The 20,988-nt window shown below is 64.8% G+C and carries 22 protein-coding genes; 6 read left to right on the top strand and 16 right to left on the bottom strand.

All coding sequences use genetic code 11. The features are described from left to right. Nucleotide 1: 1 nt before the first annotated feature. The 5 genes from Q0743_RS15705 to Q0743_RS15685 form a co-directional block, all read right to left on the bottom strand. A complete protein-coding gene (locus Q0743_RS15705; RefSeq protein ID WP_298242422.1) occupies nt 2-1,051 on the bottom strand; it encodes an L-idonate 5-dehydrogenase in 1,050 nt (349 codons plus the stop codon). Further along, a complete protein-coding gene (locus Q0743_RS15700) occupies nt 1,048-2,454 on the bottom strand; it encodes a TRAP transporter large permease (RefSeq protein ID WP_298242421.1) in 1,407 nt (468 codons plus the stop codon). The genes Q0743_RS15705 and Q0743_RS15700 overlap by 4 nt, the downstream gene beginning before the upstream one ends. Before the next feature lie 4 nt (nt 2,455-2,458). After that, entirely contained in the window at nt 2,459-3,037 is a 579-nt protein-coding gene (locus Q0743_RS15695) for a TRAP transporter small permease (protein WP_298242420.1), read from the bottom strand. 135 nt (nt 3,038-3,172) lie between these two features. Continuing rightward, complete coding sequence (locus Q0743_RS15690) at nt 3,173-4,138, bottom strand: sialic acid TRAP transporter substrate-binding protein SiaP (protein ID WP_298242548.1); 966 nt, start codon at nt 4,136-4,138, stop codon at nt 3,173-3,175. A gap of 83 nt (nt 4,139-4,221) precedes the next feature. Next, the gene (locus tag Q0743_RS15685) at nt 4,222-5,025 is read right to left on the bottom strand and encodes a FadR/GntR family transcriptional regulator (RefSeq protein WP_298242419.1); all 804 of its coding nucleotides are present in this window, start codon (nt 5,023-5,025) and stop codon (nt 4,222-4,224) included. Nucleotides 5,026-5,167: 142 nt separating this feature from the next. Between Q0743_RS15685 and Q0743_RS15680 the strand changes: the two genes are divergently transcribed. Both Q0743_RS15680 and Q0743_RS15675 read left to right on the top strand, forming a co-directional pair. Further along, nucleotides 5,168-6,652 (top strand): mannitol dehydrogenase family protein, encoded by a 1,485-nt coding sequence (locus Q0743_RS15680; protein WP_298242418.1) that lies wholly within the window; start codon nt 5,168-5,170, stop codon nt 6,650-6,652. A gap of 91 nt (nt 6,653-6,743) precedes the next feature. After that, nucleotides 6,744-7,151: a nuclear transport factor 2 family protein gene (locus tag Q0743_RS15675; protein WP_298242547.1), complete on the top strand. Its 408-nt coding sequence runs from the start codon at nt 6,744-6,746 to the stop codon at nt 7,149-7,151. Between the two features lie 46 nt (nt 7,152-7,197). Here Q0743_RS15675 and Q0743_RS15670 read toward each other — a convergent pair whose 3' ends face one another. Continuing rightward, a complete protein-coding gene (locus Q0743_RS15670) occupies nt 7,198-7,923 on the bottom strand; it encodes an HAD family hydrolase (protein WP_298242417.1) in 726 nt (241 codons plus the stop codon). Between the two features lie 142 nt (nt 7,924-8,065). Between Q0743_RS15670 and Q0743_RS15665 the strand changes: the two genes are divergently transcribed. Then, nucleotides 8,066-8,911 (top strand): SDR family oxidoreductase, encoded by an 846-nt coding sequence (locus Q0743_RS15665; RefSeq protein WP_298242416.1) that lies wholly within the window; start codon nt 8,066-8,068, stop codon nt 8,909-8,911. Between the two features lie 127 nt (nt 8,912-9,038). Continuing rightward, nucleotides 9,039-10,304, top strand: coding sequence for a serine hydrolase (locus tag Q0743_RS15660; protein ID WP_298242415.1), 1,266 nt, complete (start codon nt 9,039-9,041; stop codon nt 10,302-10,304). A gap of 73 nt (nt 10,305-10,377) precedes the next feature. Here Q0743_RS15660 and Q0743_RS15655 read toward each other — a convergent pair whose 3' ends face one another. Then, complete coding sequence (locus tag Q0743_RS15655) at nt 10,378-11,265, bottom strand: dienelactone hydrolase family protein (protein WP_298242414.1); 888 nt, start codon at nt 11,263-11,265, stop codon at nt 10,378-10,380. Nucleotides 11,266-12,012: 747 nt separating this feature from the next. Between Q0743_RS15655 and Q0743_RS15650 the strand changes: the two genes are divergently transcribed. Continuing rightward, on the top strand, nt 12,013-12,591 hold the full coding sequence (locus tag Q0743_RS15650; protein ID WP_367184920.1) for a MarR family winged helix-turn-helix transcriptional regulator: 579 nt from the start codon (nt 12,013-12,015) through the stop codon (nt 12,589-12,591). A gap of 15 nt (nt 12,592-12,606) precedes the next feature. Here Q0743_RS15650 and Q0743_RS15645 read toward each other — a convergent pair whose 3' ends face one another. Continuing rightward, nucleotides 12,607-13,569 (bottom strand): hypothetical protein, encoded by a 963-nt coding sequence (locus Q0743_RS15645; protein ID WP_298242412.1) that lies wholly within the window; start codon nt 13,567-13,569, stop codon nt 12,607-12,609. Nucleotides 13,570-14,388: 819 nt separating this feature from the next. Between Q0743_RS15645 and Q0743_RS15640 the strand changes: the two genes are divergently transcribed. Beyond that, the gene (locus Q0743_RS15640; protein WP_198964009.1) at nt 14,389-15,159 is read left to right on the top strand and encodes a response regulator transcription factor; all 771 of its coding nucleotides are present in this window, start codon (nt 14,389-14,391) and stop codon (nt 15,157-15,159) included. 310 nt (nt 15,160-15,469) lie between these two features. Here Q0743_RS15640 and Q0743_RS15635 read toward each other — a convergent pair whose 3' ends face one another. The 8 genes from Q0743_RS15635 to flgD form a co-directional block, all read right to left on the bottom strand. Further along, nucleotides 15,470-15,928: a hypothetical protein gene (locus tag Q0743_RS15635; RefSeq protein WP_298242411.1), complete on the bottom strand. Its 459-nt coding sequence runs from the start codon at nt 15,926-15,928 to the stop codon at nt 15,470-15,472. Continuing rightward, nucleotides 15,925-16,437, bottom strand: coding sequence for a flagellar biosynthesis protein FlgN (locus tag Q0743_RS15630; RefSeq protein ID WP_298242410.1), 513 nt, complete (start codon nt 16,435-16,437; stop codon nt 15,925-15,927). Before Q0743_RS15630 ends, Q0743_RS15635 begins: the two co-directional genes overlap by 4 nt. A gap of 43 nt (nt 16,438-16,480) precedes the next feature. After that, the gene (locus Q0743_RS15625; protein ID WP_298242409.1) at nt 16,481-16,960 is read right to left on the bottom strand and encodes a rod-binding protein; all 480 of its coding nucleotides are present in this window, start codon (nt 16,958-16,960) and stop codon (nt 16,481-16,483) included. Continuing rightward, the gene (locus tag Q0743_RS15620; protein ID WP_298242408.1) at nt 16,957-17,376 is read right to left on the bottom strand and encodes a hypothetical protein; all 420 of its coding nucleotides are present in this window, start codon (nt 17,374-17,376) and stop codon (nt 16,957-16,959) included. The genes Q0743_RS15625 and Q0743_RS15620 overlap by 4 nt, the downstream gene beginning before the upstream one ends. A 5-nt stretch (nt 17,377-17,381) precedes the next feature. Next, nucleotides 17,382-18,134 (bottom strand): flagellar biosynthesis protein FliR, encoded by a 753-nt coding sequence (gene fliR / locus Q0743_RS15615; RefSeq protein WP_298242407.1) that lies wholly within the window; start codon nt 18,132-18,134, stop codon nt 17,382-17,384. Next, entirely contained in the window at nt 18,131-20,212 is a 2,082-nt protein-coding gene (gene flhA / locus Q0743_RS15610) for a flagellar biosynthesis protein FlhA (protein ID WP_298242406.1), read from the bottom strand. Before flhA ends, fliR begins: the two co-directional genes overlap by 4 nt. Nucleotides 20,213-20,289: 77 nt before the next feature. Next, a complete protein-coding gene (gene fliQ, locus Q0743_RS15605; RefSeq protein WP_298242405.1) occupies nt 20,290-20,556 on the bottom strand; it encodes a flagellar biosynthesis protein FliQ in 267 nt (88 codons plus the stop codon). Then, nucleotides 20,553-20,975 (bottom strand): flagellar hook assembly protein FlgD, encoded by a 423-nt coding sequence (gene flgD, locus Q0743_RS15600; RefSeq protein ID WP_298242404.1) that lies wholly within the window; start codon nt 20,973-20,975, stop codon nt 20,553-20,555. The genes fliQ and flgD overlap by 4 nt, the downstream gene beginning before the upstream one ends. Between the last annotated feature and the right edge of the window lie 13 nt (nt 20,976-20,988).

Genomic DNA, 20,988 nt, shown 5'->3' with positions numbered 1-20,988 from the left:
CTCAGTTCGCGGTCAGCACGACCTTGACGCTCTGCGAGCGGTCAAGCGCCAGCCGCAACGCGTCGGGCGCGGTGGACAACGGACGCTCGGCGGTGACCAGCGACAGCACGTCGACGCTGCCGGCGGAAATCAGTTCCACCGCGGTCATGAATTCGAGGCCGAAGCGGAACGAGCCGCGCAGGTCGATCTCCTTGGCCATCACGGCATTCGACGGCGTCGGGATCTGGCCGCCCGGCAGATTACCGATCTGCACCACGACGCCGCCACGCCTGACGATGCCGATGGCACTGGCAAGGCCCGCGGCCGTGCCCGAGACCTCGAACGCAACATCGTAGGGACGCGCGGCGGCCTGCGCCTTCAGGCCCTCCTCGCCGCCCGAGACGTTCTCGACATGCGACGCCCCGAGCCGGGTCGCGAAGGCCAGCGGTGCCGGCGCGATGTCGGCCACCGTGACGTCGGCCATGCCGGCGCGATGCGCGGCGAGCATGGTCAGAAGCCCGATCGGGCCGGCACCGAAGATGATGCCGCGCTTGCCCTCGATGTTGCCGGCGCGCGCGACCGCGTGCAGGCAGACCGCGAGCGGCTCGGCCAGCGCTGCGGCTTGATAGGAGACGTGGTCCGGAATCTTCACGCATTGCGCGGGGACCGCATCGAAATAATTGGCGAAGCCGCCCTGCATGTGCGGCGTCTTCGAGGCCGAGCCCATGAAGTAGATGTTCTCGCACAGGTTCGGCCGGCCCTCGCGGCAGGCGACGCAATGGCCGCACCAGCGCGACGGGTTGACGGCGACGCGGTCGCCGACCTTCAGGTTGGCTGCGGTGCCCGCGATCTCCACGACCTCGCCGGAGATCTCGTGGCCGAGCACCAGCGGCGACTTCACCACGAAGTCGCCGGTCCGGGCATGACGGAAGTAATGCATGTCCGAGCCGCAGATGCCGCCGGCGCCGAAGCGGATACGCACCATGCCCGATGCCAGCTTGTCGAGCGGATGCTCGACCATGCGCAGATCTTCAGGGCCGAACAAGGTTGCGGCGAGAGCAGTCGAGGTCATTTGGAAAGTCCCATGTATTTCGGCAGCCAGAGGGTCAGGTCGGGAATATAGGTGATCGCGATCAGTGCGAGCATCAGCGGCACCAGCCAGGGCAGGATCGCCACCGTCGTGCGTTCGACCGAGAGTTTTGCCACGCGGGCGAGCACGAACAGCACCATCCCGAGCGGCGGATGCAACAGGCCGATCATCAGGTTGAGCGTCATGATCAGGCCGAAATGGATCGGGTCGATGCCGAGCTTGAGCACGATCGGCAGCAGGATCGGCACCAGAATGGTGATCGCCGCCGTGGTGTCGATGAAACAGCCGACGAACAGGATCAGCACGTTGGCGAGCGCCAGGAACACCCATTTGTTGTGGGTGATGCTGAGCATCCAGTCCGACAGCATCTGCGCAGCCTGCGACACCGTCAGCAGCCAGGCGAAGATCGAGGCGGCGGTGACGATGAACAGCACCGAGGCCGTGGTCTCGATGGTGTCGAAGGTCGCCTTGGCGACGGTCTGGAACGTCATGGTGCGGTAGCGAACGAGACCGAGGAACAGCGACCAGATCACCGCGGCAACCGCAGCTTCCGTCGGCGTGAACCAGCCGAGCGTCATGCCGCCGATCAGGATCACCGGCGCCATCAGCGCCATCACCGCCGAGAAGTCGAAGTACCAGTCGATCGCCAGCAACGTGCCGAGCCCGATCACCACCGCCACGTTGACCGAGAGGCCGGCGAGCACCATCAGCCAGATCGCCATCGGGAACGACAGCACGATCAGGATCTCGAGGCCGGCCGAGCCGAGCTGCGGCCAGGAGAACGGCGTATCGCTGCCCCATTTGTTCTTGCGCGCGAAATAGGTGACGGTCGCCATCATGAACAGCGTCAGCACGACGCCGGGAATGACGCCGCCGAGGAACAGCGCGCCGATCGAGACGTTGGCCATCATGCCGTAGATCACGAAGGGCAGCGACGGCGGGATGATCGGCCCGAGCGTCGCCGAGGCCGCGGTGACGCCGACCGAGAATTCGGTGGAGTAGCCGTGGTCCTTCATCGCCTTGATCTCGATGGTGCCGAGACCGGCGGCGTCCGCGATCGCGGTGCCGGACATGCCGGAGAAGATCACCGAACCGATGATGTTGACGTGACCGAGGCCGCCGCGCATCCATCCCACCAGCGCCACGGCGAATTTGTAGATGCGCCCGGTAACGCCGGCGATGTTCATGAGATTGCCGGCCAGGATGAAGAACGGCACGGCGAGCAGCGGAAAGCTCTCGACGCCGGCGATCATGCGCTGCGCCAGCGTGACGTCGGGAGTCACGCCGCTGACCAGGATGTAGAGCAGCGACGACGCGGCCATGGCAATCGCCACGGGAACGCCGAGCAGCATCAGGACGAGAAAGCCTCCGAGCAACAGCAGCATGATTTTATCCTTCCGATCCGTCGTAGGCACCGGGACGTTCGAGGACCGAGTAGCCCTGCCGCCAGTTCTGGATGCCCACCTGCACGGAGCGCGCGAACATCAGCACGAAGCCGAGCAATACGGCGTAATAGACGGAGTCCTTGGGGAGATTGATGGTGGTCATCTGCTCGTCGCCGATGATCTGGATGTAGACCCAGACCAGCTTGATGGCGTAGCCGAAGAAGGCGATCCGGATCAGATCGATCACCGTCGACAGTGCACGCCCCAGGAGATGCGGCAGATAGCGGTAGACGAGATCGACCTGGATGTGCCGCGACAGCCGCACGCACATCGAGGCGCCGATGAACACCACGCCGATCAGGCAATAGGTCGCGATCTCCTCGGTCCAGGCATAGCTGTCGTTGAGCACGTAGCGGGTGAAGAACTGCAGGAAGACGGCGAGCGCCATCACCCAGAAGATCGCCAGCGCCACCCAGTCCTCGAACGCGTAGACGCCGAGATCGACCTTCGGCGTCGCCTCCTCCTCGAAAGTGTGGGCGATCTCATCCGCGGTGATCTGCCGGTGGATTTCGGCGGTGGACATGGGGGGTACTCCTAGGGGACCTGAACGTCGTTCCGGGGCTCGCGAAGCGAGAACCCGGAACCTCGAAATCTCAGGTGCGCAATTGCGCACCGTAGGTTCGGTCCTGCGGACCGCCCCGGGATGACGACTACGTCGTCACTTCACCGCCTGGATCTTTTCCCAGTCGGCCTTGCGATAGCCAAAGGTCTCGAACGAGACGTTCTTCAGCACGGTGTCGCGGAACTCGTTCTTGTCGACCTCGGTCACGGTCAGGCCCTTCTCCTTGAAGAAGGCGACCAGCTTGGCCTCGTTCTGCTTGATCTCGCCGGTGGCCTTGGCGGCGGCCTCCTGCGCGACGTCGGTGAAGATCTTCTTGTCCTCGTCGGACAGCTTCTTCCACAGCGCGCCGGCGATCACGGTGTTGAGGTGATCGACGATGTGGCCGGTCAGCACGATGTGCTTCTGCACCTCGTAGAACTTCTTGGCCTCGATCGTGGTCAGCGGATTCTCCTGCGCCTCGACGGTGCCGTTCTGGAGCGCGAGATAGACTTCGGCGAAGGCGATCGGCGCGGTGTTGGCGCCGCAGGCGCGCGGCATGGCGAGATAGGCCGGCACGTCGGGCACGCGCATCTTCAGGCCCTTCATGTCGGCGCAGGTCTTGATCGGCTTGTTCGACGAGGTCTGGCGCACGCCGTAATAGGTCACCGCGACGATGTGGTGGCCGCTCTTGTCCTCATAACCCTTGGCGAGCTCCTTGAAGATGTCGCTCTTGGTGTAGGCGAGCAGATGGTCGGCATCGCGGAAGGTGTAGGGATAATAGGTCACGCCGATCGGCGGGAAGCTTTTGGCCGCGAAGCTCGAGCCGGAGATGATGATGTCGACCGAGCCGAGCGACAGGCCCTGGTTGATGTCGGCCTCCTTGCCGAGCTGCGAGGCCGGATAGACGTCGATCGCATATCGCCCGTTGGTGCGCTTGCCGATCTCCTGGGCGGCCCATACCGACGCCGTGTGGAACGGCTCGGAGGTCTCGTAGACATGGGCCCATTTGAGCTTGGTCTGCGCCATGCTGGCCTGGGTGGCAGCCAATAGCGTGACGGCGGACACCGCTGCGGCAATCGTCATTTTCTTCAACACTGACTTTTCCTCCATTGTTCAAGTCTGCTTCTTGTTCGCCCGCCTCCGACCTGGATCCGGGCCGCCCAATTTCATCGCCGGGCGCGGCCGCCCGTCGTGCGCTTTTTCTTCGGCACAGGTTTAGGTTTTGCCGGTGATCGCGCCGCCCGGCTTCGCCCCGAAGCCGGCCCTGCCGCTTTCTCGGCGCCGAAATTCTGCGCGAAACGCTCCTGCGATCGCGCCAGATGAGTGCGCATCGCCTCGCGCGCGGCGTCGGGGTCATGCGCCGCGATCGCCTCGCGCACGGCGCGGTGCTCGTCGAGCGCGGTGCGCCAGGTGCCCGGGCTCTCGAAATAATGCGCGAGCTGCGTGAAATAGGGATTGAGGCGCTGGTCGAACAGCTCACCGACCACGCGCACCAGGACGGCATTGCCGAGACTGCCGGCGATCGCGACGTGGAAGGCGCGATCGTGCACCATCGAGGCTTCGCCGGGATGCTCGACTTTCTCCATCGCGATCAGCGAGGCGTCGATGCGGGCGATGTCGTCCCTGGTCGCGACGCGCGCGGCCTGCTCGGCGATGGCGCTTTCCAGGAATTCGCGGGCGCGCAGCAGCTCGAACGGCCCCTCGATGACGGCGGCGGCTGCGGGCGCGGCGATTGCGGCGGGCTCGATCACATAGATGCCGGAGCCGACGCGGATGCGCAGCCGGCCCTCGACCTCGAGCGCGATCAAAGCTTCGCGCACGGTCGGCCTGGACACCTTGAGCTGCTCGGCGAGCTCGCGCTCGGTCGGCAAGCGGCTGCCGACCGCGTACTCGCCGCTGTCGATCAGGCTTCGCAATTGATCGGCGACCTGGCGATAAAGCCGTCTCGCCTCCACAGCTTCCAGCGGCACGCTGGTCCTCCCGAGAGGGTCGCGCGGGGCTTGAACGGCCCGCGGCCCGCCAATTTTGGCAAATTGGTCTTACCAATTGACCGAAGCATTGACCTGATCAGGGCGCCATGTCAAGCAGCCGCAAAGCAAAGGGGAGACGTCCATGCGCCCAGGTTCCGTGCGTCTTGGCAGCGCCAATCTCGACCGGCTGGCACCTCGCGTCCGCCGCCCGGCCTATGACCGTTCGCGCCTCACACCCGGCATCGTGCATCTCGGCCTCGGCGCATTTCATCGCGCGCATCAGGCCGTCGTCATCGACGATTGCCTTGCTGGCGGCAGTTCGTCCTGGGGCATCATCGGCGCCAGCCTGCGCAGCCCGGACACGCGCGATGCCCTCGCCCCGCAGGATCATCTCTACACGGTCGCCGTGCGCGCCGCCGAAGGCACCGAGCACCGCGTGATCGGCGCGCTGCTCGACAGCGTCGTCGCGCGCGAGAAGCCGGCGGCGCTGGTCGAGCGGATGGCTGATCCCACCACCCGCATCGTCTCGCTGACCGTCACCGAGAAGGGCTATTGCCACACGCCGCAGACCGGCGACCTCGACGAGCGGCATCCCGATATCGTGCATGATCTGAACAATTTCGACGCGCCGCGTTCGGCACCCGGCTTCATCGTCGCCGCGCTGGCGCGCCGGCGCGCGCTGGGCGCCCTGCCCTTCACCGTGCTGTGCTGCGACAATCTCGCCGCCAACGGCCACACGGTGCAGCGCATCGTGACGCAGTTCGCGGCGCTCCGCTCCAAGGATCTCGGCAAGTGGATCGCGGACAATGCCGCTTTCCCCTCGACCATGGTCGACCGCATCGTGCCTGAAACGACGGATGCCGATCGGGACGCGGTCGCGAACGCACTGGGCATGCGCGACGCCTGGCCTGTCATGACCGAGCCGTTCACGCAATGGGTGGTCGAGGATCGCTTCACTGCAGGCCGGCCCGACCTTGCCGCCGCCGGTGTCGAGCTCGTCAGTGACGTCAAGCCGTTCGAGCTGATGAAGCTGCGGCTGCTCAATGCCAGCCATTCGGCGCTGGCCTATCTCGGCTATCTCGCAGGCTATGAGACCATCGCGGACACCATGCAGGACCCGCATTTCGCCCCTCTCGCCGCGCGGGTGATGGAGGACGCCGCGGTCACGCTGACGATGCCTGCCGGCACCGACCTTGCCGCCTATCGCGCCTCGCTGCTCAAGCGCTTTTCCAACCCGGCGCTGCATCACCGCACCTGGCAGATCGCGATGGACGGTTCGCAGAAGCTGCCGCAGCGACTGCTCGGCGCGATGCAGGATCGCCTCGCCAGGAACCTGCCAATCGCAACGCATGCCCTCGCGGTCGCCGGCTGGATGCGCTACGTCACCGGGACCGACGAACAGGGCCGCGCCATCGATGTGCGCGATCCCCTTGCCGGCGAGTTCGCTGCGCTGGCGCGCGAGGCTGGCCCCATCGCCGAGCGGCTCGCGCCGGCGCTGCTTGGGGTCGAAAAAGTGTTCGGGCCGCTGGGTGCCGAGCCGCGGCTGCGCGAGGCCGTGACGGCGGCGCTCGGCCGACTTTACAAGGATGGGGCGCGGCGGGCCGTGGAGACGCTGGTCACGGCCTGACCGGGCAATGCTGCACTGCGTTCCAGATCGGACACCAGGCCGAACGGAAGTCGCGCTTGCTTTTTGCCTGTCCTTGCCGCACCGGAAAAGCATGACAAAGGGCAACAAGCTCATCGCCGCCAACGCGGCCTTCTACGCCGCCTTTTCGGCCGGCGACTTCGCCGGCATGGAACGGATGTGGGCGGACGACGACGCCATTTCCTGCATCCATCCCGGCTGGCCGGCAATCATCGGCCGCGCCACCGTGATCGGAAGCTGGCGCGACATCCTGCAAAATCCCGAAAGACCGCAGATCGTCTGCGCCGAGCCGCAGGTTATCGTCGACGGCGACAGCGCCCGCGTGCTCTGCATCGAGATCGTCGACGGCACCGCCCTGGCCGCGGCCAACCATTTCCGCCGCGAAGGTGACGAGTGGCTTCTGGTGCATCACCAGTCGAGCCCGATTGCGCAGATTGTCGAGCAGGCTGAAGACGATAGAACGAGCCACCGGGTGCACTGACCGTGGCGCTCACGCCGCCGTGACCTACTGTGCATGGGGTTGTTTTTCATTTTTTTGGTTTGGCGGCCAGTTCCGACAGGTCGTCCAGCACACAGCGCGCCGCGCTGAAATCCTCGTCACGGAAAAACATGCTCCGGGTGATCAGGACCGGAATGCCGGCGCGCGACGCTGAGATCAGCCCGTTGGCGGAATCCTCGATGGCCACGCACTCGGCCGCACCCAGCTTCAGCCGCGCCAGCGTTTCGAGATAGACGTCCGGCGCCGGCTTCTTGTGCCGGACGTCGTCACCGGCGACGATCGCATCGAACGCCGCGGTCCAGTTCGCGCCCAGCGCCTGCGACAGCAGCGCATCGATGTTGCCGTGCGAGGTCGTGGTCGCGATGGCGAGCCGCTGGCCGCGCGCCTTGGCCGCGGCGAGCAGCTCGATCACGCCCGGCCGCAACGAACAGCAGCCGGTCTCGACCAGCTCGGCATAATGCGCGGTCTTGATACGGTGAAGCTCCGCGACATCCGCATCCGACAGTGGCGGGCCGACCTTCAGCCGGGCGTGGTAGGAGCGCATGCGCTCCTTGCCGCCGGTCACCCGCAGCAGGTCCTTGTAGGTCGTGCGGTCCCACTGCCAGTCGAGACCCTGGCAGACGAAGGCATGGTTGAAGGCCTGCCGATGCAGCTCCTCGGTCTCGGCCAGGGTGCCGTCGACGTCGAAGATCAGCGCGGCCGCGCGCCGGATCAGCTCATCCGCCGGTGCGAAAGCGAGCGCTTCTGCCTGCATGATCGGTGCCTCCCTGTGACGGTCGACCATCGCCTGGGGCATGAGCCGAGACAAATCGCAATATCTTTTGCCGGACCCAAAAATCTCTTATGAGCGAAGGACGCGCAGCCCGCGCGGGAACCTTTGTCGGCACGGGAGACGCATGCGGCTCTTCATCCTCGGCCTCGGCTACAGCGTCCGACACTTCGTCCGCCGGTTCGGCGGCAGCTTCTCCCATGTCGCAGGCACGGTGCGCGATCCCACAGAGCGGGACGACCTCGCCGGCATCGAAGTGCACGCCTTTTCCGGCAGTCCGTCGCATGAGACGGCCGAACTGGTCCGCAACGCCGATGTGCTTCTGGTGTCGATCCCGCCCGGCCCGGCCGGCGATCCCGCCATCACGGCGTTTGGCGACATGCTGACAGCCGGCCGCCGCAAGATCGTCTATCTCTCCACCATCGGCGTCTACGGCGATCACGGCGGCGGCTGGGTCGACGAGACCACGCCACCGCAGTCGACGCTCGACCGTGCCCGCATGCGGGTCGCCGCCGAGCAGGTCTGGCTGGACATTGCGCAGGGCGATGCGGCGATCCTGCGCCTCGCCGGCATCTACGGTCCCGGCCGCAATGCGCTGACGACGCTGCGCGCGGGAACGGCCCGCCGCATCGTCAAGCCCGGCCAGGTCTTCAACCGCATCCATGTCGACGACATCGCAACCGCGATCAAGGCCGCGATTCATCACGGAAGCGGCGGCACCTGGAACGTCTGCGACGACGAGCCGACTCCGCCGCAGGACGTGATCGCCTATGCGGCGACGCTGATGGGCGTTGCACCGCCGCCCGAAGAAGATTTCGCGACCGCCGAGATGTCGGCGATGGCGCGGAGCTTCTATGCCAGCAGCGCCCGCGTCTCCAACGCGAAACTGAAGCGCGAGCTTGGCATCACGCTTGTCCATCCGACCTATCGGCACGGCCTCGACGCGCTGTGGCGCGCGGGCGAAGGACGATAAGGTTCCGACATCCTCCGGCGCGCCCCAGACATGCCTCCGCCCGCGCTTGACTTCGCGCCGGTGGCGACGTGAGCTGGGCACCGAGCGGGCCACTCGCATAACGAGCCCGCGCCCTTGGGAGGACGCCATGAACAAGACGATCGCCCTGATCGCGACGGCTGCAATCATCACGCTCGGTGCAGCGCGCGCCGCACCACTGCCCGAAGCCAGCCCCGACGATGTCGGCTTCTCCCGGCAGGGACTCACCCGCCTCGATGATTTCTTCGCGCGCGAGATCGCCGCCAAGCGCGTCCCCGGCGCGGTCATCGCCATCGCGCGCGACGGCAAGCTGGTGCACTACAAGGCCTATGGCCTGCTCGACCCGGACAAGGGCACGCCGATGCCCATCGACGCGATCTTCGCACTGGCCTCGATGACCAAGCCGATGGCGGCGGTTGCGGGCCTGACGCTGATGGAGCAGGGCCGGCTGCCGCTCCAGGCCAAGCTGTCCAATTACTATCCCGGCTTTGCCGACATGAAGGTCGGCGTGACCCAGGCCGATGGCTCGCTCAAGCTCGAGCCGCAGGCCTCGCCGATCTTCATCCACGATCTCTATCGGCACACCTCGGGATTGATGTATGGCGGCCGGCCGGACTCGTCGAGCCCGGTGGCTCGGCAGTATCCCAGTGGTATCGCGCCCGCGATCGAAGGGGACACCCAGGCCTTCATCGATCGCATCACAAAGCTGCCGCTGGCGCATCAACCCTCGACCGAGTTCGAATACGGCTTCTCAATCGACGTGCTCGGCGCGGTCGTCGAGAAGGTGAGCGAGCAGAGGCTCGGCGACTATCTCGCCACCAATGTCTGGCAGCCGCTCGGCATGAAGGACGCGACCTTCCACCCGACCGACGCGCAGCGCCCCCGACTCGCCCGCCCCTTTGCCAACGATCCGCTGACCGGCAAGCCGCAGGCCATCAAGCTCCTGGACACGCCGACCAAATTCGATTGCGGCGGCGCCTGCTCGTTTGCGACAATCGGCGACTACGTCCGCTTCGGCCAGATGCTGCTCAACGGCGGCGAGCTCGACGGCCAGCGCATCCTCTCGCCCAAGACCGTGCACCACATGACGGCCAACCATCTCGGCCCCGAGATCAAGAACAACGTGGCGAACATCGAGCCGCATCGCGCCGGATTCGGCTTCGGCCTCTCCGTCGCAGTCCGCACCAGCGAGGGCCTGTCGTCGGTCCCCGGCAATCCCGGCGAGTTCACCTGGAACGGTGCCTACGGCACGCAGTTCCTCTGCGATCCCAAGGAGCGTCTCGTTGTCGTCGTGGGAACGGCCGCGCCCGGCGAGCTCAGGAAGTACTATCGCGAGCAGGTGCAGGACATCGTCTATGGCGCGATGACGAAGTGATAACGCTGCGCTGACAGGAAGAAGGGCGGCCGCCTGGGCCGCCCTGCTGTTTTGACCCGGCGCCAGCCCAGGGTCAGCCCAGGACGCCGTATTTCCTAAACCAGGCCTCGGCCTGCTTCCAGGCGTCCTCCGCCGCATCCTTGCGATAGCTGCCGCGGTAGTCGGCGTGGAAGCCGTGTGGCGCGTCGGGATAGATCTTGAATTCGGCCGTCTTCTTGTTTTCCGCCAGCGCGGCTTTCATCTGCTCGACCTGGGCGACGGGAATGCCGGTATCAGCACCACCGTAGAGGCCGAGCACCGGCGCCTTCATCTCGGGCGCGAGCTGCATCGGGCTCTTCGGCCAAAGCGGATTGGCAGGATCGACCACCGTACCGTAGAAGGCAACGCCGGCCTTGAGGCTGCTGCTGTGGGCGGCATATTCCCAGACCGTGCGACCGCCGCGGCAGAAGCCGATGATGCCGAGCCTGGCGGTGTCGCCGCCCTGCGATCCCGCCCAGGCCACCACGGCGTCGAGATCGGACAGCAGCTCGGCGTCCGGCTTGGCGTTGACGATCGGCAGCAGATCCTTGATGTCGGTGATCTTGGTGAGGTCGACGCCCTTGCGGAAGTAGTAGTCGGGCGCGATCGCGAACGCGCCGAGCTTGGCGAGGCGCCGCGTCACGTCCTTGATGTATTCGTGCAGGCCGAAGATCTCCATCGCCACGATGATCACCGGCGCCTTGGTGTTGCCGGCAGGACGGGCGAAATAGGCGGGCATCTCTTCGGAGCCGACCTTGATCCTGGCATCACCGACCTGGAGACCATTGCTGTCGGTCGTGATCGGCTCGGCGCGCACGGGGCCGGCCGCAAGCGTGTAACCGGCAGCCACGGCCGCCGTGGCGCTCATGAATCCGCGGCGCGAGACCGGGGCGACTTTCGTCAGCCCGACGACGTCGGACGTCATGGTGGTTTCGAAACTCATCAGTCTATCCCTTCCTGCTGCGCATGGGGGCTTCTCCCTTCGGCGAGGCATTCGCCAATACTTGCCGGAAAAACGCAAATCACCAGCCTGCGAGCAGAATTATCCTCATGCCACTCCCTGCCGATGCTTCACCGGCGCCATCTCCGGCATCAGGCTCATGGCGACAAGTCCGGCCACCGCCGCCAGCGAGACCCGAGAACCGAGCATGTTGCCGACGGTGACTGCTCACGCAGCACGTCCGCCCCTGAACGCCGTTGCTTGCCCGATTCCGATCGACACTTTGACTTTCCCTTGAAGCTGATGCGCGGACTTAACCGTCTAGCTGCGTTGCATCGCAACATCCATTAACCCAGAACAATGGTTCTGCCTCCGGCTGATCACGCTGTCATTCGCGGCAGATGATGCGCGTGGTCGCGCATTCGACACGCTGACCCGCAACAAATGGGCACTGCAGTGCCCACAACGACACATCATGTTGCTGACGCCTCGCATCTCACCGTCACTGGCGCGCTCGCCGTCGTCATTTGACTGAAATTTTCAGATCAGTTGAGTCGTGCGGTTTACTCGAACTTTCTTTGTGACGCCCTAGTTCCACGTCCGGAAGTTCCTTCTCCGGCGAGAAAGAGCTTCTTCCTCAAGCGAACGACCGGCAACGGACGATGCCGCCGCAGGACCTCATTCTCGCCAACCCTGATTGCGCTACCCAAGGCTCAATTGAATAAAACTTTATCCGCCCCCGGACCCGAAATGAATTTGGCTCGTGAATCGATTGAATTGTTGGAGCAGGTCGCACGCATCCTGTGGTTCGAAGGCACCAAGCACGGCTTGCGCGACCGCGAGTGGATGGCGCTGCGATTCCTCTCCCGTGCCAACCGCTTTTCCCGGACGCCCTCGGCGCTCGCGAGTTACGTCGGAACCACGCGCGGCACCGCCTCGTTCATCATCGGGGAGCTCGAGCGGCTCGGCTATATCGAGCGGAAGCGCTCGGCGACGGACAAGCGCTCGGTGATGCTGAGCGTGACGCAGCAGGGAAAGAAGTTCCTGGTGCGCGACCCCGTCAACGTTCTCGTCGACGCGATTGCCGGACTCGACGACGAGGTCAAGATCCGCTTCCGCGACACGTTCCGGCACGTGCTGGATCAGTCGGACGCGGCCGAGCAGCGCCACCACACCGACGTTTGCAAGCGATGCATCTTTCTCCGGGAAGAGCGCACCGGCACGGACAGCAAGGCAACGGCCGAATTCAGCTGTCGCCTGTTTCGCTCGCCGATCGCGGAGCCCGAGGTCGATCTGCTATGCACCAGCTTCGAGCATCATCGCCAATAGCAGACGAGTCGCGCTTCAGGGCGTCGCCTTGCGCGACGAATAGACGACACCGCCGCCGCTGGTCTCGACAACCAGACGCCCGTTCTCGCTCCTGATCTCCTCGATGCGACCGAGGCCGGGCACCTGCTGTCCGAGCACGACTTCGATGACGCCGTTCGGGCTCTGCAGGATCGCGATCCCCTCATAGGCCTGGCGGACCGACCAGCCCTTGATCACCTTGCGCGGTGCCGAGGTGCGCTCGGACGGCGCCACCGAGCCCGTGAACTCGGGCGCCGCGACCGACGCCATCATCGCCCCCTGCTGCGACGACGGCTGCGATTGCACCGTTGCAGGCGCGGGCGCCGGCGCCTGAACCTGCACTTGGGCGAGCTTGTCGAGCTTCGCCGTCGAGGACGAGCTCACCCGCTCGATGCGGTCCAAATTCTCGGCGAAGCGACCGAAGCGGTCATTGGTCGCCTTGCTCGACTGATCGACCGCAGTGCGCAGACCGTCAAGATTTTCCGACACGCCAGACACCTGCTTGCGCAGTTGTGCGACGGTCTCGCGCAGGATCCTGATCTCGGTATTGGCCGCGACGTTGTTTTGCGCGGGCTGCGTGGTGGTGAGATAAGCGATCACGCCGGTGCAGGCACAGACCACGAGGATGGCGGCGCCCGCCAATGTCGCGAGCGGCGCAACCCAGGTCGGACGCGGCGGCGGCGGCTTGGCCACGATCACGGCCGGTTTCATCACGGTCTGCGGAGGCTTTGGGATCGCCATCTTGTCGAGACGCGCCTTGGCGCGGATACGCTTCAGTCCCTCGAGCGCTTCCTTCGCGAGAGCTTCGTCGCTCGCTGCGGCCGAGACACGCTTTGCGTTTGCCGCAGGCTTGGTCGCGCGCGCCGTATCGTCCTTCATGTCGCGCGGCTCAGCAGCCGGCTTTGCCGTCGCGGAAACATCAGCGGTCGCGTTGGGACGAGCTTGTCCATCGGACAACATGTGAAAATGCTCCGTTCGGTTCGATCTGTCGAACGGTGACGTTATTTGTCGAAGCTTGCCCGAAACGTGCGCACCTGAAGATCTTCGTCGCGCAAGATGCGACGTCGCACGCGTCAATCGCGTCACGCACGTGGCGAGAGTGCGACTCGAAAGACACACCCTCGCCAAGATTTCGCCAAGCTGGAGTCTCGCCGTCACACATGAGTCGAATTGTCGCATGTGGAAAAGCCGGGATCGGAGTCAATCCCGGGTTGAAAAGCCCCTGGTTTACATGAACTGCAGCACCACTCGAAATAGCTGTAATTGTACGGGGATACGGAACTTTAGACCCATCACCGTGCAAAACTAGTTCGGATTCCAAATCAACTGATGCGATTGAATATACCAAGAAACAACCTGAAACGAATCAACAGCATCAAACACACATAGCAATCGCTTTTCTCCGCACGCTTGATCGGAAATCGGCAATCGTTACGGTCCTATCAAGTGATTCTCGCCAGTTGGCGAGGAGATCGACAGAGTTTCAGTAGCGTTCGAACGCGATGAGCAATTTGGCGCAACTGTTCTAGGTCGTTTCTCAATTCGCTCCGCAAGGTGATCCGTAAGACACCCGCCGAGCCTCACACAGTAAGCGTTCAGTACCCGAGTCGAAGTAGCAGGCCTGCGAGACGCAGGCACTGAATGCGTAGGGCTGCCCGCGAATATCGAAACCATAACAACGGTTCGCGGGAAGGAATGTCGTCAAACAGCACGTTGCCGAGCCGGCGCATCACAACAACCAACCGGCCGCAACAAGTGCGAAACAGGGGCGAAAGACTGATGTATATTATCGTTGATGATCGCGAGAGCGTCGCGAACAGCTACGTCGGAGGGCTCGTTCGCGAAGGCGTATCCTCGATCGGATTCTCCTCCGGGGAATTCTGGGACTGGCTGCAATCCGCGAGCGAGTCGGATCTGGCAGCGGTCGATGCCTTCCTCCTCGGGGATTGCGATGCCCGCGGAAGCCTGCCGCGGGCCATGCGCAAGCGTTCCGCGGCTCCCATCATCGCCATGAGCGGCCAGAAGATGCTCAAGAACACGCTCGAGCTGTTCGAGTCGGGCGTCGACGACGTCGTGCACGTGCCGATCCACCTCCGCGAAATCCTCGCCCGAACGGCCGCGATCGCGCGCCGCCGGGTGGGCGAACTGCCAAGGCCTTGCGAGAACAGGATCCAGGTCTTCTTCAATGGCCGGGACCCCGAGATCGCGGGCCATGCCCTCACCCTGCCCCGCCGCGAACTGCGCATTCTCGAATATATGGTCAGCAATCACGGCAAGTGGATCACCAAGACGCAGATCTTCAACGCGGTCTACGGTATCTTCGAGTCCACGTTCGACGAAAGCGTGATCGAGAGCCACGTCAGCAAGCTGCGCAAGAAGCTCCGCGACCGCCTCGGCTTCGACGCGATCGTGGCCCGGCGCTATGTCGGCTACCGCCTCGACATCCCCGCCGGCGACACGATCGACGAGCCGATGCAGGAGCTCGACGAGGTCGGCATCCTCCTGAACAGGACGCACGCCGTCCCGGCCGCTTACCCGGCCGGAAACTGAGGCGACAAGCCCCGCCACGACACCGACAACAGCCTCCGCGACGCAGCTTCGCGGAGGCCGTTGCACGTTTGGGGGAGCAGACGCACAATGCGATGAACTCCGCTCGCACTTCGACGACGGTGCGTTCCCTCCCCTCACAGGCTGGGCCATTGCATTGGAGTATTGGTTGTCGTCATGCCCGGGCTTGTCCCGGGCATCCACGTTCTACGTGCTGCGTGGCAAGACGTGGATGGCCGGGACAAGCCCGGCCATGACGCTGTGGGTCCTACTTGCCCTAATCCGACGCCTTATGTGCGATTCCGTCGCTGGCCTACGGCTTCTGCTGGAATTCGTCCTTGGAGACGTAGTTGAAGTCCTCGACGAGGACGTCCTGGACGATTTCAGCTTGCATGCGCTCGTTGACGCGCTGCTTGATGGCCGTGGTCAGGATGGAGAGGTCGTAACGGGCGAGCTTGCGGAAATCGAGGCGATCATCCGCATAGATCCTGCGGAAGGCCTCGTCGACGACGAACGGCTCCGGCGGCACGTTGAGCTGGTGCATGGTCCGCGCCTCCACGGTGTAGACGAAGCGTGCCACGATATAGCCCTGCACGTTGCCGTTCTCGACCATGGGCACGCTCAGCGCCCGCGTCTTCTGGTATTGCAGCCCGTCGAGATATTCGTCCTTTGCCGGCAGAAGGCTGCCGTTCTCCTTCCAATAGGCCACCCCATAGCTCGTGCCCGCGGTGAGGATGCATACCCAGAGCCCGGCCAGCACCAGTCTGATCATTTTCCGTCCTGCGCTGCGCGACCGGTATAGGTGCCGTCCGACTCGGCCTCCTTGATCGCCTTGACGATGATGCCGGCGACCTCGCGCACCGCGTCATAGTGCATTTCGAGGACCGAGCGATTGCGCTCGAGCTTCTCGCGCAACCGCTGAATCTGCTCGGTGACCTCGACTTCGCCGCCGAGATGCATCCGCGCCCGCATCAGGCGGACGAATTCGAGCATGCTCCGGCTCTTGCGCGCGCTGAAATCGTCGAAGTCGATCTTCTGCCCCGTGGTGAGCGCAACCGTCTCCTCCTCGACGATGCCCTCGAGCCGGCGGATTGCAGCCAGCAGACCGCGCACCTCGTCCAATCTCGCCGCGTCCGCGCCGTCGACCACGGCCTCGGTGCCCACGATCGGCAGCAGCACGGGCAGCAGTGCATCGTCTGCCACAGCTTCCGTCATCATCAATTCGGTGTCCGTGACCGGCTGCTCGATCACCATGGCCGCCGCGCCTTCTTGTGCCTGCATAGGAAATTCACCCCTCAACGTCTGTCACCCATTCCTCGGATCGTCATCCGGCCTTGCCTGCGGCGTTCGGTGCCGGCGGATGCGCGGCGGCGAGCCGCTCGGCGATGCCGATGCCCTTGCCCTTCGCCAGCTGGCTGCCAAGCTGCTCTGCCAGCATCGACTTCCAGACGCCGCCCGCCGTGCCCTTGCCGAACACTTCCTCGGAATCCTTCGGCAGCATGGCCTCGACGAAGGTCTGGAGGATGAATGCCTCGAACTTCCGGTACACCTCGCCGGATGCCGGCGCCTTGATCACCCGGACCGGCGGGCCGTTCAGCGCATCCGATTGCACCTCTGACACTTTCGCCGCGGATTGTTCGGCGCTCGCCGCCGCAGCCTTGCCGACCTCCGTATCCATCGTGGTGGCGAAGTCGGCGCCGGAGGATTTCAGCGCATCGAGCTTCGCGGTCGCCACGCGCTGCGTCACGGGATCGGCGGCCTCGAGAACGTCGAGAACGAGGTCGGGTGTCGCTGTCACGATCATGGCTTGTTCCGGTTGGCTGGCGGCGGCATCCAGGCGCGCACGGCAGGGTTTATTCCCGTCATTTCCTCGAGGGAGCGCTTCTCGGCCTCGCGAAGCTTCTCGGCCAGCGCCGCCTTCGCGACCTCCTCGAGCTGCTTCACGCGGCGGCTCTCGCTGCGAACCTGGTCGAGCTGCTGCGCGGCCTGCGCCTGAACCGCGCGCGCGCCGACGCTCGTCCTGTTCAAGCGCCGCGCGATCGATTCGCTCGACGAGCCCGCCGGCGGCGTGCCGTCGTTCAAGGCGCCTACCAGCCATTCCTGCTCGTCCTGCAGGCTTCTCTCCTGCTGCCGCAGCTGCGCGAGCTGCCATTCGGACAGCCGGAGCTGGAGCTTCACGAGCGAGACCATCCGGCCGAGCTTGTCCGCGCGCGAGGTCATGCCGGTCACTCCGCCAGCCACGACGAGACGCCGAGCATGAATTGCGTCAAGAGCTCGTCGCTGGTGAGGTAGAGCAACAGGAAGCCGCCGAACAGCACGAAGGGCACGGAGATGAAGTAGACCGGAATCGCCGGCGTCAGCTTGTTGATCAGGCCGACCGCCAGATTGACGATCACGGAATAGACGATGAAGGGGCTGGTGATCCGCAGAGTCAGCACGAACGCTTCCGACAGGCGGCCGACGAGCTGGTCGAGCGCCATGCCGCCGCCGATCCTGCTGCCGGGCTGCCAGACGTCGTAGGAGTTCATCAAGCCGCGCAGGACCTGCCAATGCTGGTCGGTCATGAAGAACAGCGTGGTGACGGCCGCCATGATCAGCGGCACCAGGGCCGGCGCTGGATCGGTGTCGCCGACCGGCGTGCCCGGGATGTTGCTGAGGCCGATCGCGCTCGCCATCACGGTCGCCATGGTCTGGAGCGCGAGGAAGAACACGCGCCCACCGAGCCCGATGACGCTGCCGACCAGAAGCTCGGAGCAGATCAGGAGCGCCAGCGTCAGCGGGGCTGCGTTGTCCGTGAGCGGCTTCAGGACCGCGATCAGGATCGGCGCCAGCGCGAACGTCGTGACCAGCGCCACGAACAGGCGGACCTGGGCCGGAACGTTGACGCTGGAATAGCCGGGCACCAGCATCAGGCAGGCGCCGATGCGGCAGAACACGATGAACGTCACCAGCACGCTGTCCGCAAGGCCGGAGATCACGAGACGGCTCCGAGGGCCCTGATCTCGGCGCTGCGCGCGACCTCGACATGCGACAGGACCGGCAATGTCGGGAACACCCGCTCCAGGATCATCCGGACATAGGGGCGTGCTTCGGGAGTCACCGCCAGCACCACGCTGGTGCCGTTCTCGGTGAACTTGCGGATCGCGGCGCTGGCTTCGGTCGCGAACTGCTCGATCAGGCGCGGATCGGCGTCGAACTCGACGACGTCGCCCTTGGCGTCGCGCTTCAGGCTCTGGTGGAACGCGAGGTCCCAGCGGTTGCCGAGCCTGATGACGTTGAGCACGCCGTTGTCGGAGAGGTCGCCGCAGATCTGCTGCGCAAGCCGCGTGCGTACATGCTCGGCGACCTGCTCGGAGCGTCGCACATGGGGCGCGATCTCGGCGATCGCCTCCAGGATGAGGTGCAGGTTGCGAATGGAGACGCGCTCGGCCAGCAGGATCTTCAGGATCGCCAGCAGACCCGAATAGGAGATCTGCGACGGGCAGAGATCCTCGACGAGACGCTTGTATTCGGGATCGAGCCGATCGAGCAGCGCGCGCATGTCCTTGTAGGACAACAGCTGGGCGAGGTTCGCCCTGATCACTTCGCTCAAATGCGTAAGCAGCACCGACAGATTGTCGACCGGCTTGCAGCCCTGCCGCTTGACTTCGTCGGTGAAGGCTTCCGTCACCCACAATGCCTTCATGCCGAAGGCGGGCTCGATCACCTCTTCGCCGGGCACGTCGGGCTTGCCGTCCTTGTCGACCAGCACGAGCACCTCGCCGAGCCTGAGCTCGCCATGGGCGACGCGGGTGTCGTGGATGCGGATCTGGTAGCCCTTGGGGTCGATCGACAGATTGTCGGAGAGCTTGATCTCGGGAATGACGAAGCCGTACTGCTTGGCGAACTTCTTGCGGATCTTGGCGACGCGGTGGGCGAGCTCGGTGCGCGAGCCCAGGAGATGGACCGAAAGATGGCCGCCGAGCGCCAGTTCGATCTCCGCGGTCTTGAGCTGCTCCTTGACGGACTCCTTGGCCTCGGCCTGGGCGCGCTCGTCGGCCTTGCGCGCGTCCTCCTTCTGCTTCAGCGCCGCCTGCTGCTTCGGCAGCGAGTAGCCGACGAAGGCCATGACGCCGCCGAGCAGAACGAAGGGCGCCATCGGCAGCCCCGGCATCAGGGCGAGCACGAACATCATCAGCGCGGCGGCCGACACCGCGCGCGGATAGCCGCCGAGCTGCCGCAGCACGGCCTGCTCCGCCGAGCCCCTGGTGCCGCCTTTGGAGACCAGCAGGCCCGCCGACAGCGATACGATCAGCGCCGGCATCTGCGACACCAGGCCGTCGCCGACGGAGAGCTTCGTGTAGACGTCGGCGGCGCGCGACAGCGTCAGCCCGTGATGGGTGACGCCGATGATGATGCCGCCGAAAATGTTGATCGCCGTGATGATCAGGCCGGCGATGGCGTCGCCGCGCACGAATTTCGAGGCACCGTCCATGGCACCGAAGAACGCGCTTTCTTCTTCGAGCTCGCGGCGCCGGCGCTGGGCTTCCTTGTCGTCGATCAGGCCCGCCGACAGATCGGCATCGATCGCCATCTGCTTGCCGGGGATGGCGTCGAGGGTGAAGCGAGCGCCCACTTCGGCGATACGCGTCGCACCCTTGGTGATCACGACGAAGTTCACCGTGACCAGGATGGCGAAGATGATCAGGCCGATGACGAAGTCGCCGCCCATGACGAATTTGGAGAAGCCGGCGACGACGTGGCCGGCAGCCTGTTCGCCCTCCCCGCCACGCGACAGGATCAGACGGGTAGTCGCGACGTTCAGCGCCAGGCGCAGGATCGTCGCGATCAGCAGCACGGTCGGGAAGGCCGAGAAGTCGAGCGGCCGCTGGATCCACAGCGCGACCATCAGGATCAGCGCCGACAGCGCGATCGAGAATGCGAGGCCGAGGTCGATCAGGATCGGCGGGATCGGCAGGAACAGGATCGTGAGCATGGCCACGATGCCGCCTGCGAAGAAGGCGTCGGCCCCCAATCGTCGGGGGGTCGGCAGGCTAGCAGCTAACGTATCGGCCATGGGTCACCGGCAGAGGGGTCCGCCCCTAATCTGCCGTGCAAAGCTTACGCGGGGATGGTGGCGGATCACCGTCCGGATCAGAAGCCGTGCTCGATCCGCGAATAGACCATCTCGGTGAAGGTGGAGAGATGGGCGCCGATGAAGGAGCCGGAAACGGCAACGACGAGCAGGATGACGATGATCTTCGGAACGAAGGTCAGCGTCACCTCCTGGATCTGGGTCAGGGCCTGGATCAGCGCGATCATCGTGCCGACCAGCATCGCGGCGCCGACCGCAGGCCCGGAGGCGACGATGATGGTCCAGATCGCCGCCTGGACAATATCGAGGGCGTCGCGCTCGTTCATGACTGGCTGATCGTGAGGCCGGGTCCGACCGCGACCTTGGTGCCGTCCTGGAGGGTCGCGATGGAGCCGTCGCTGTTGATGGCGACCGAGACGACCTTGCCGCTGAAGCTGGCGCCGGTGGAATCGGTGAAGCTGACGGTCTTGCCGATCAGGCTGTTGGCCTGCGACAGGGACTGCGACGACAGCAGCGCGTCCAGCTTCGAATTGGTCTGCATCGCCTGCTCGACCGTCGAGAGCTGGGCGAACTGGCTCATATATTGCGAGGTGTCCATCGGATTGGTCGGATCCTGGTTCTTCATCTCGGCGATCAGGAGCTGAAGAAACGTGTTGTAGTCGACGCTGTTGCTCGACGTCGTCGTGGTGGATCCGGTCGAATCGGTCGACTTGCTCGTGCTATCGGTTGCGCTGGTGACGTTCATCTGTCTCTCCGCT

Origin of the sequence: uncultured Bradyrhizobium sp., assembly GCF_936943645.1 — a bacterium.
Classification (GTDB): Bacteria; Pseudomonadota; Alphaproteobacteria; order Rhizobiales; family Xanthobacteraceae; genus Bradyrhizobium.
This window is presented reverse-complemented; position numbering and strand designations above follow the sequence as displayed.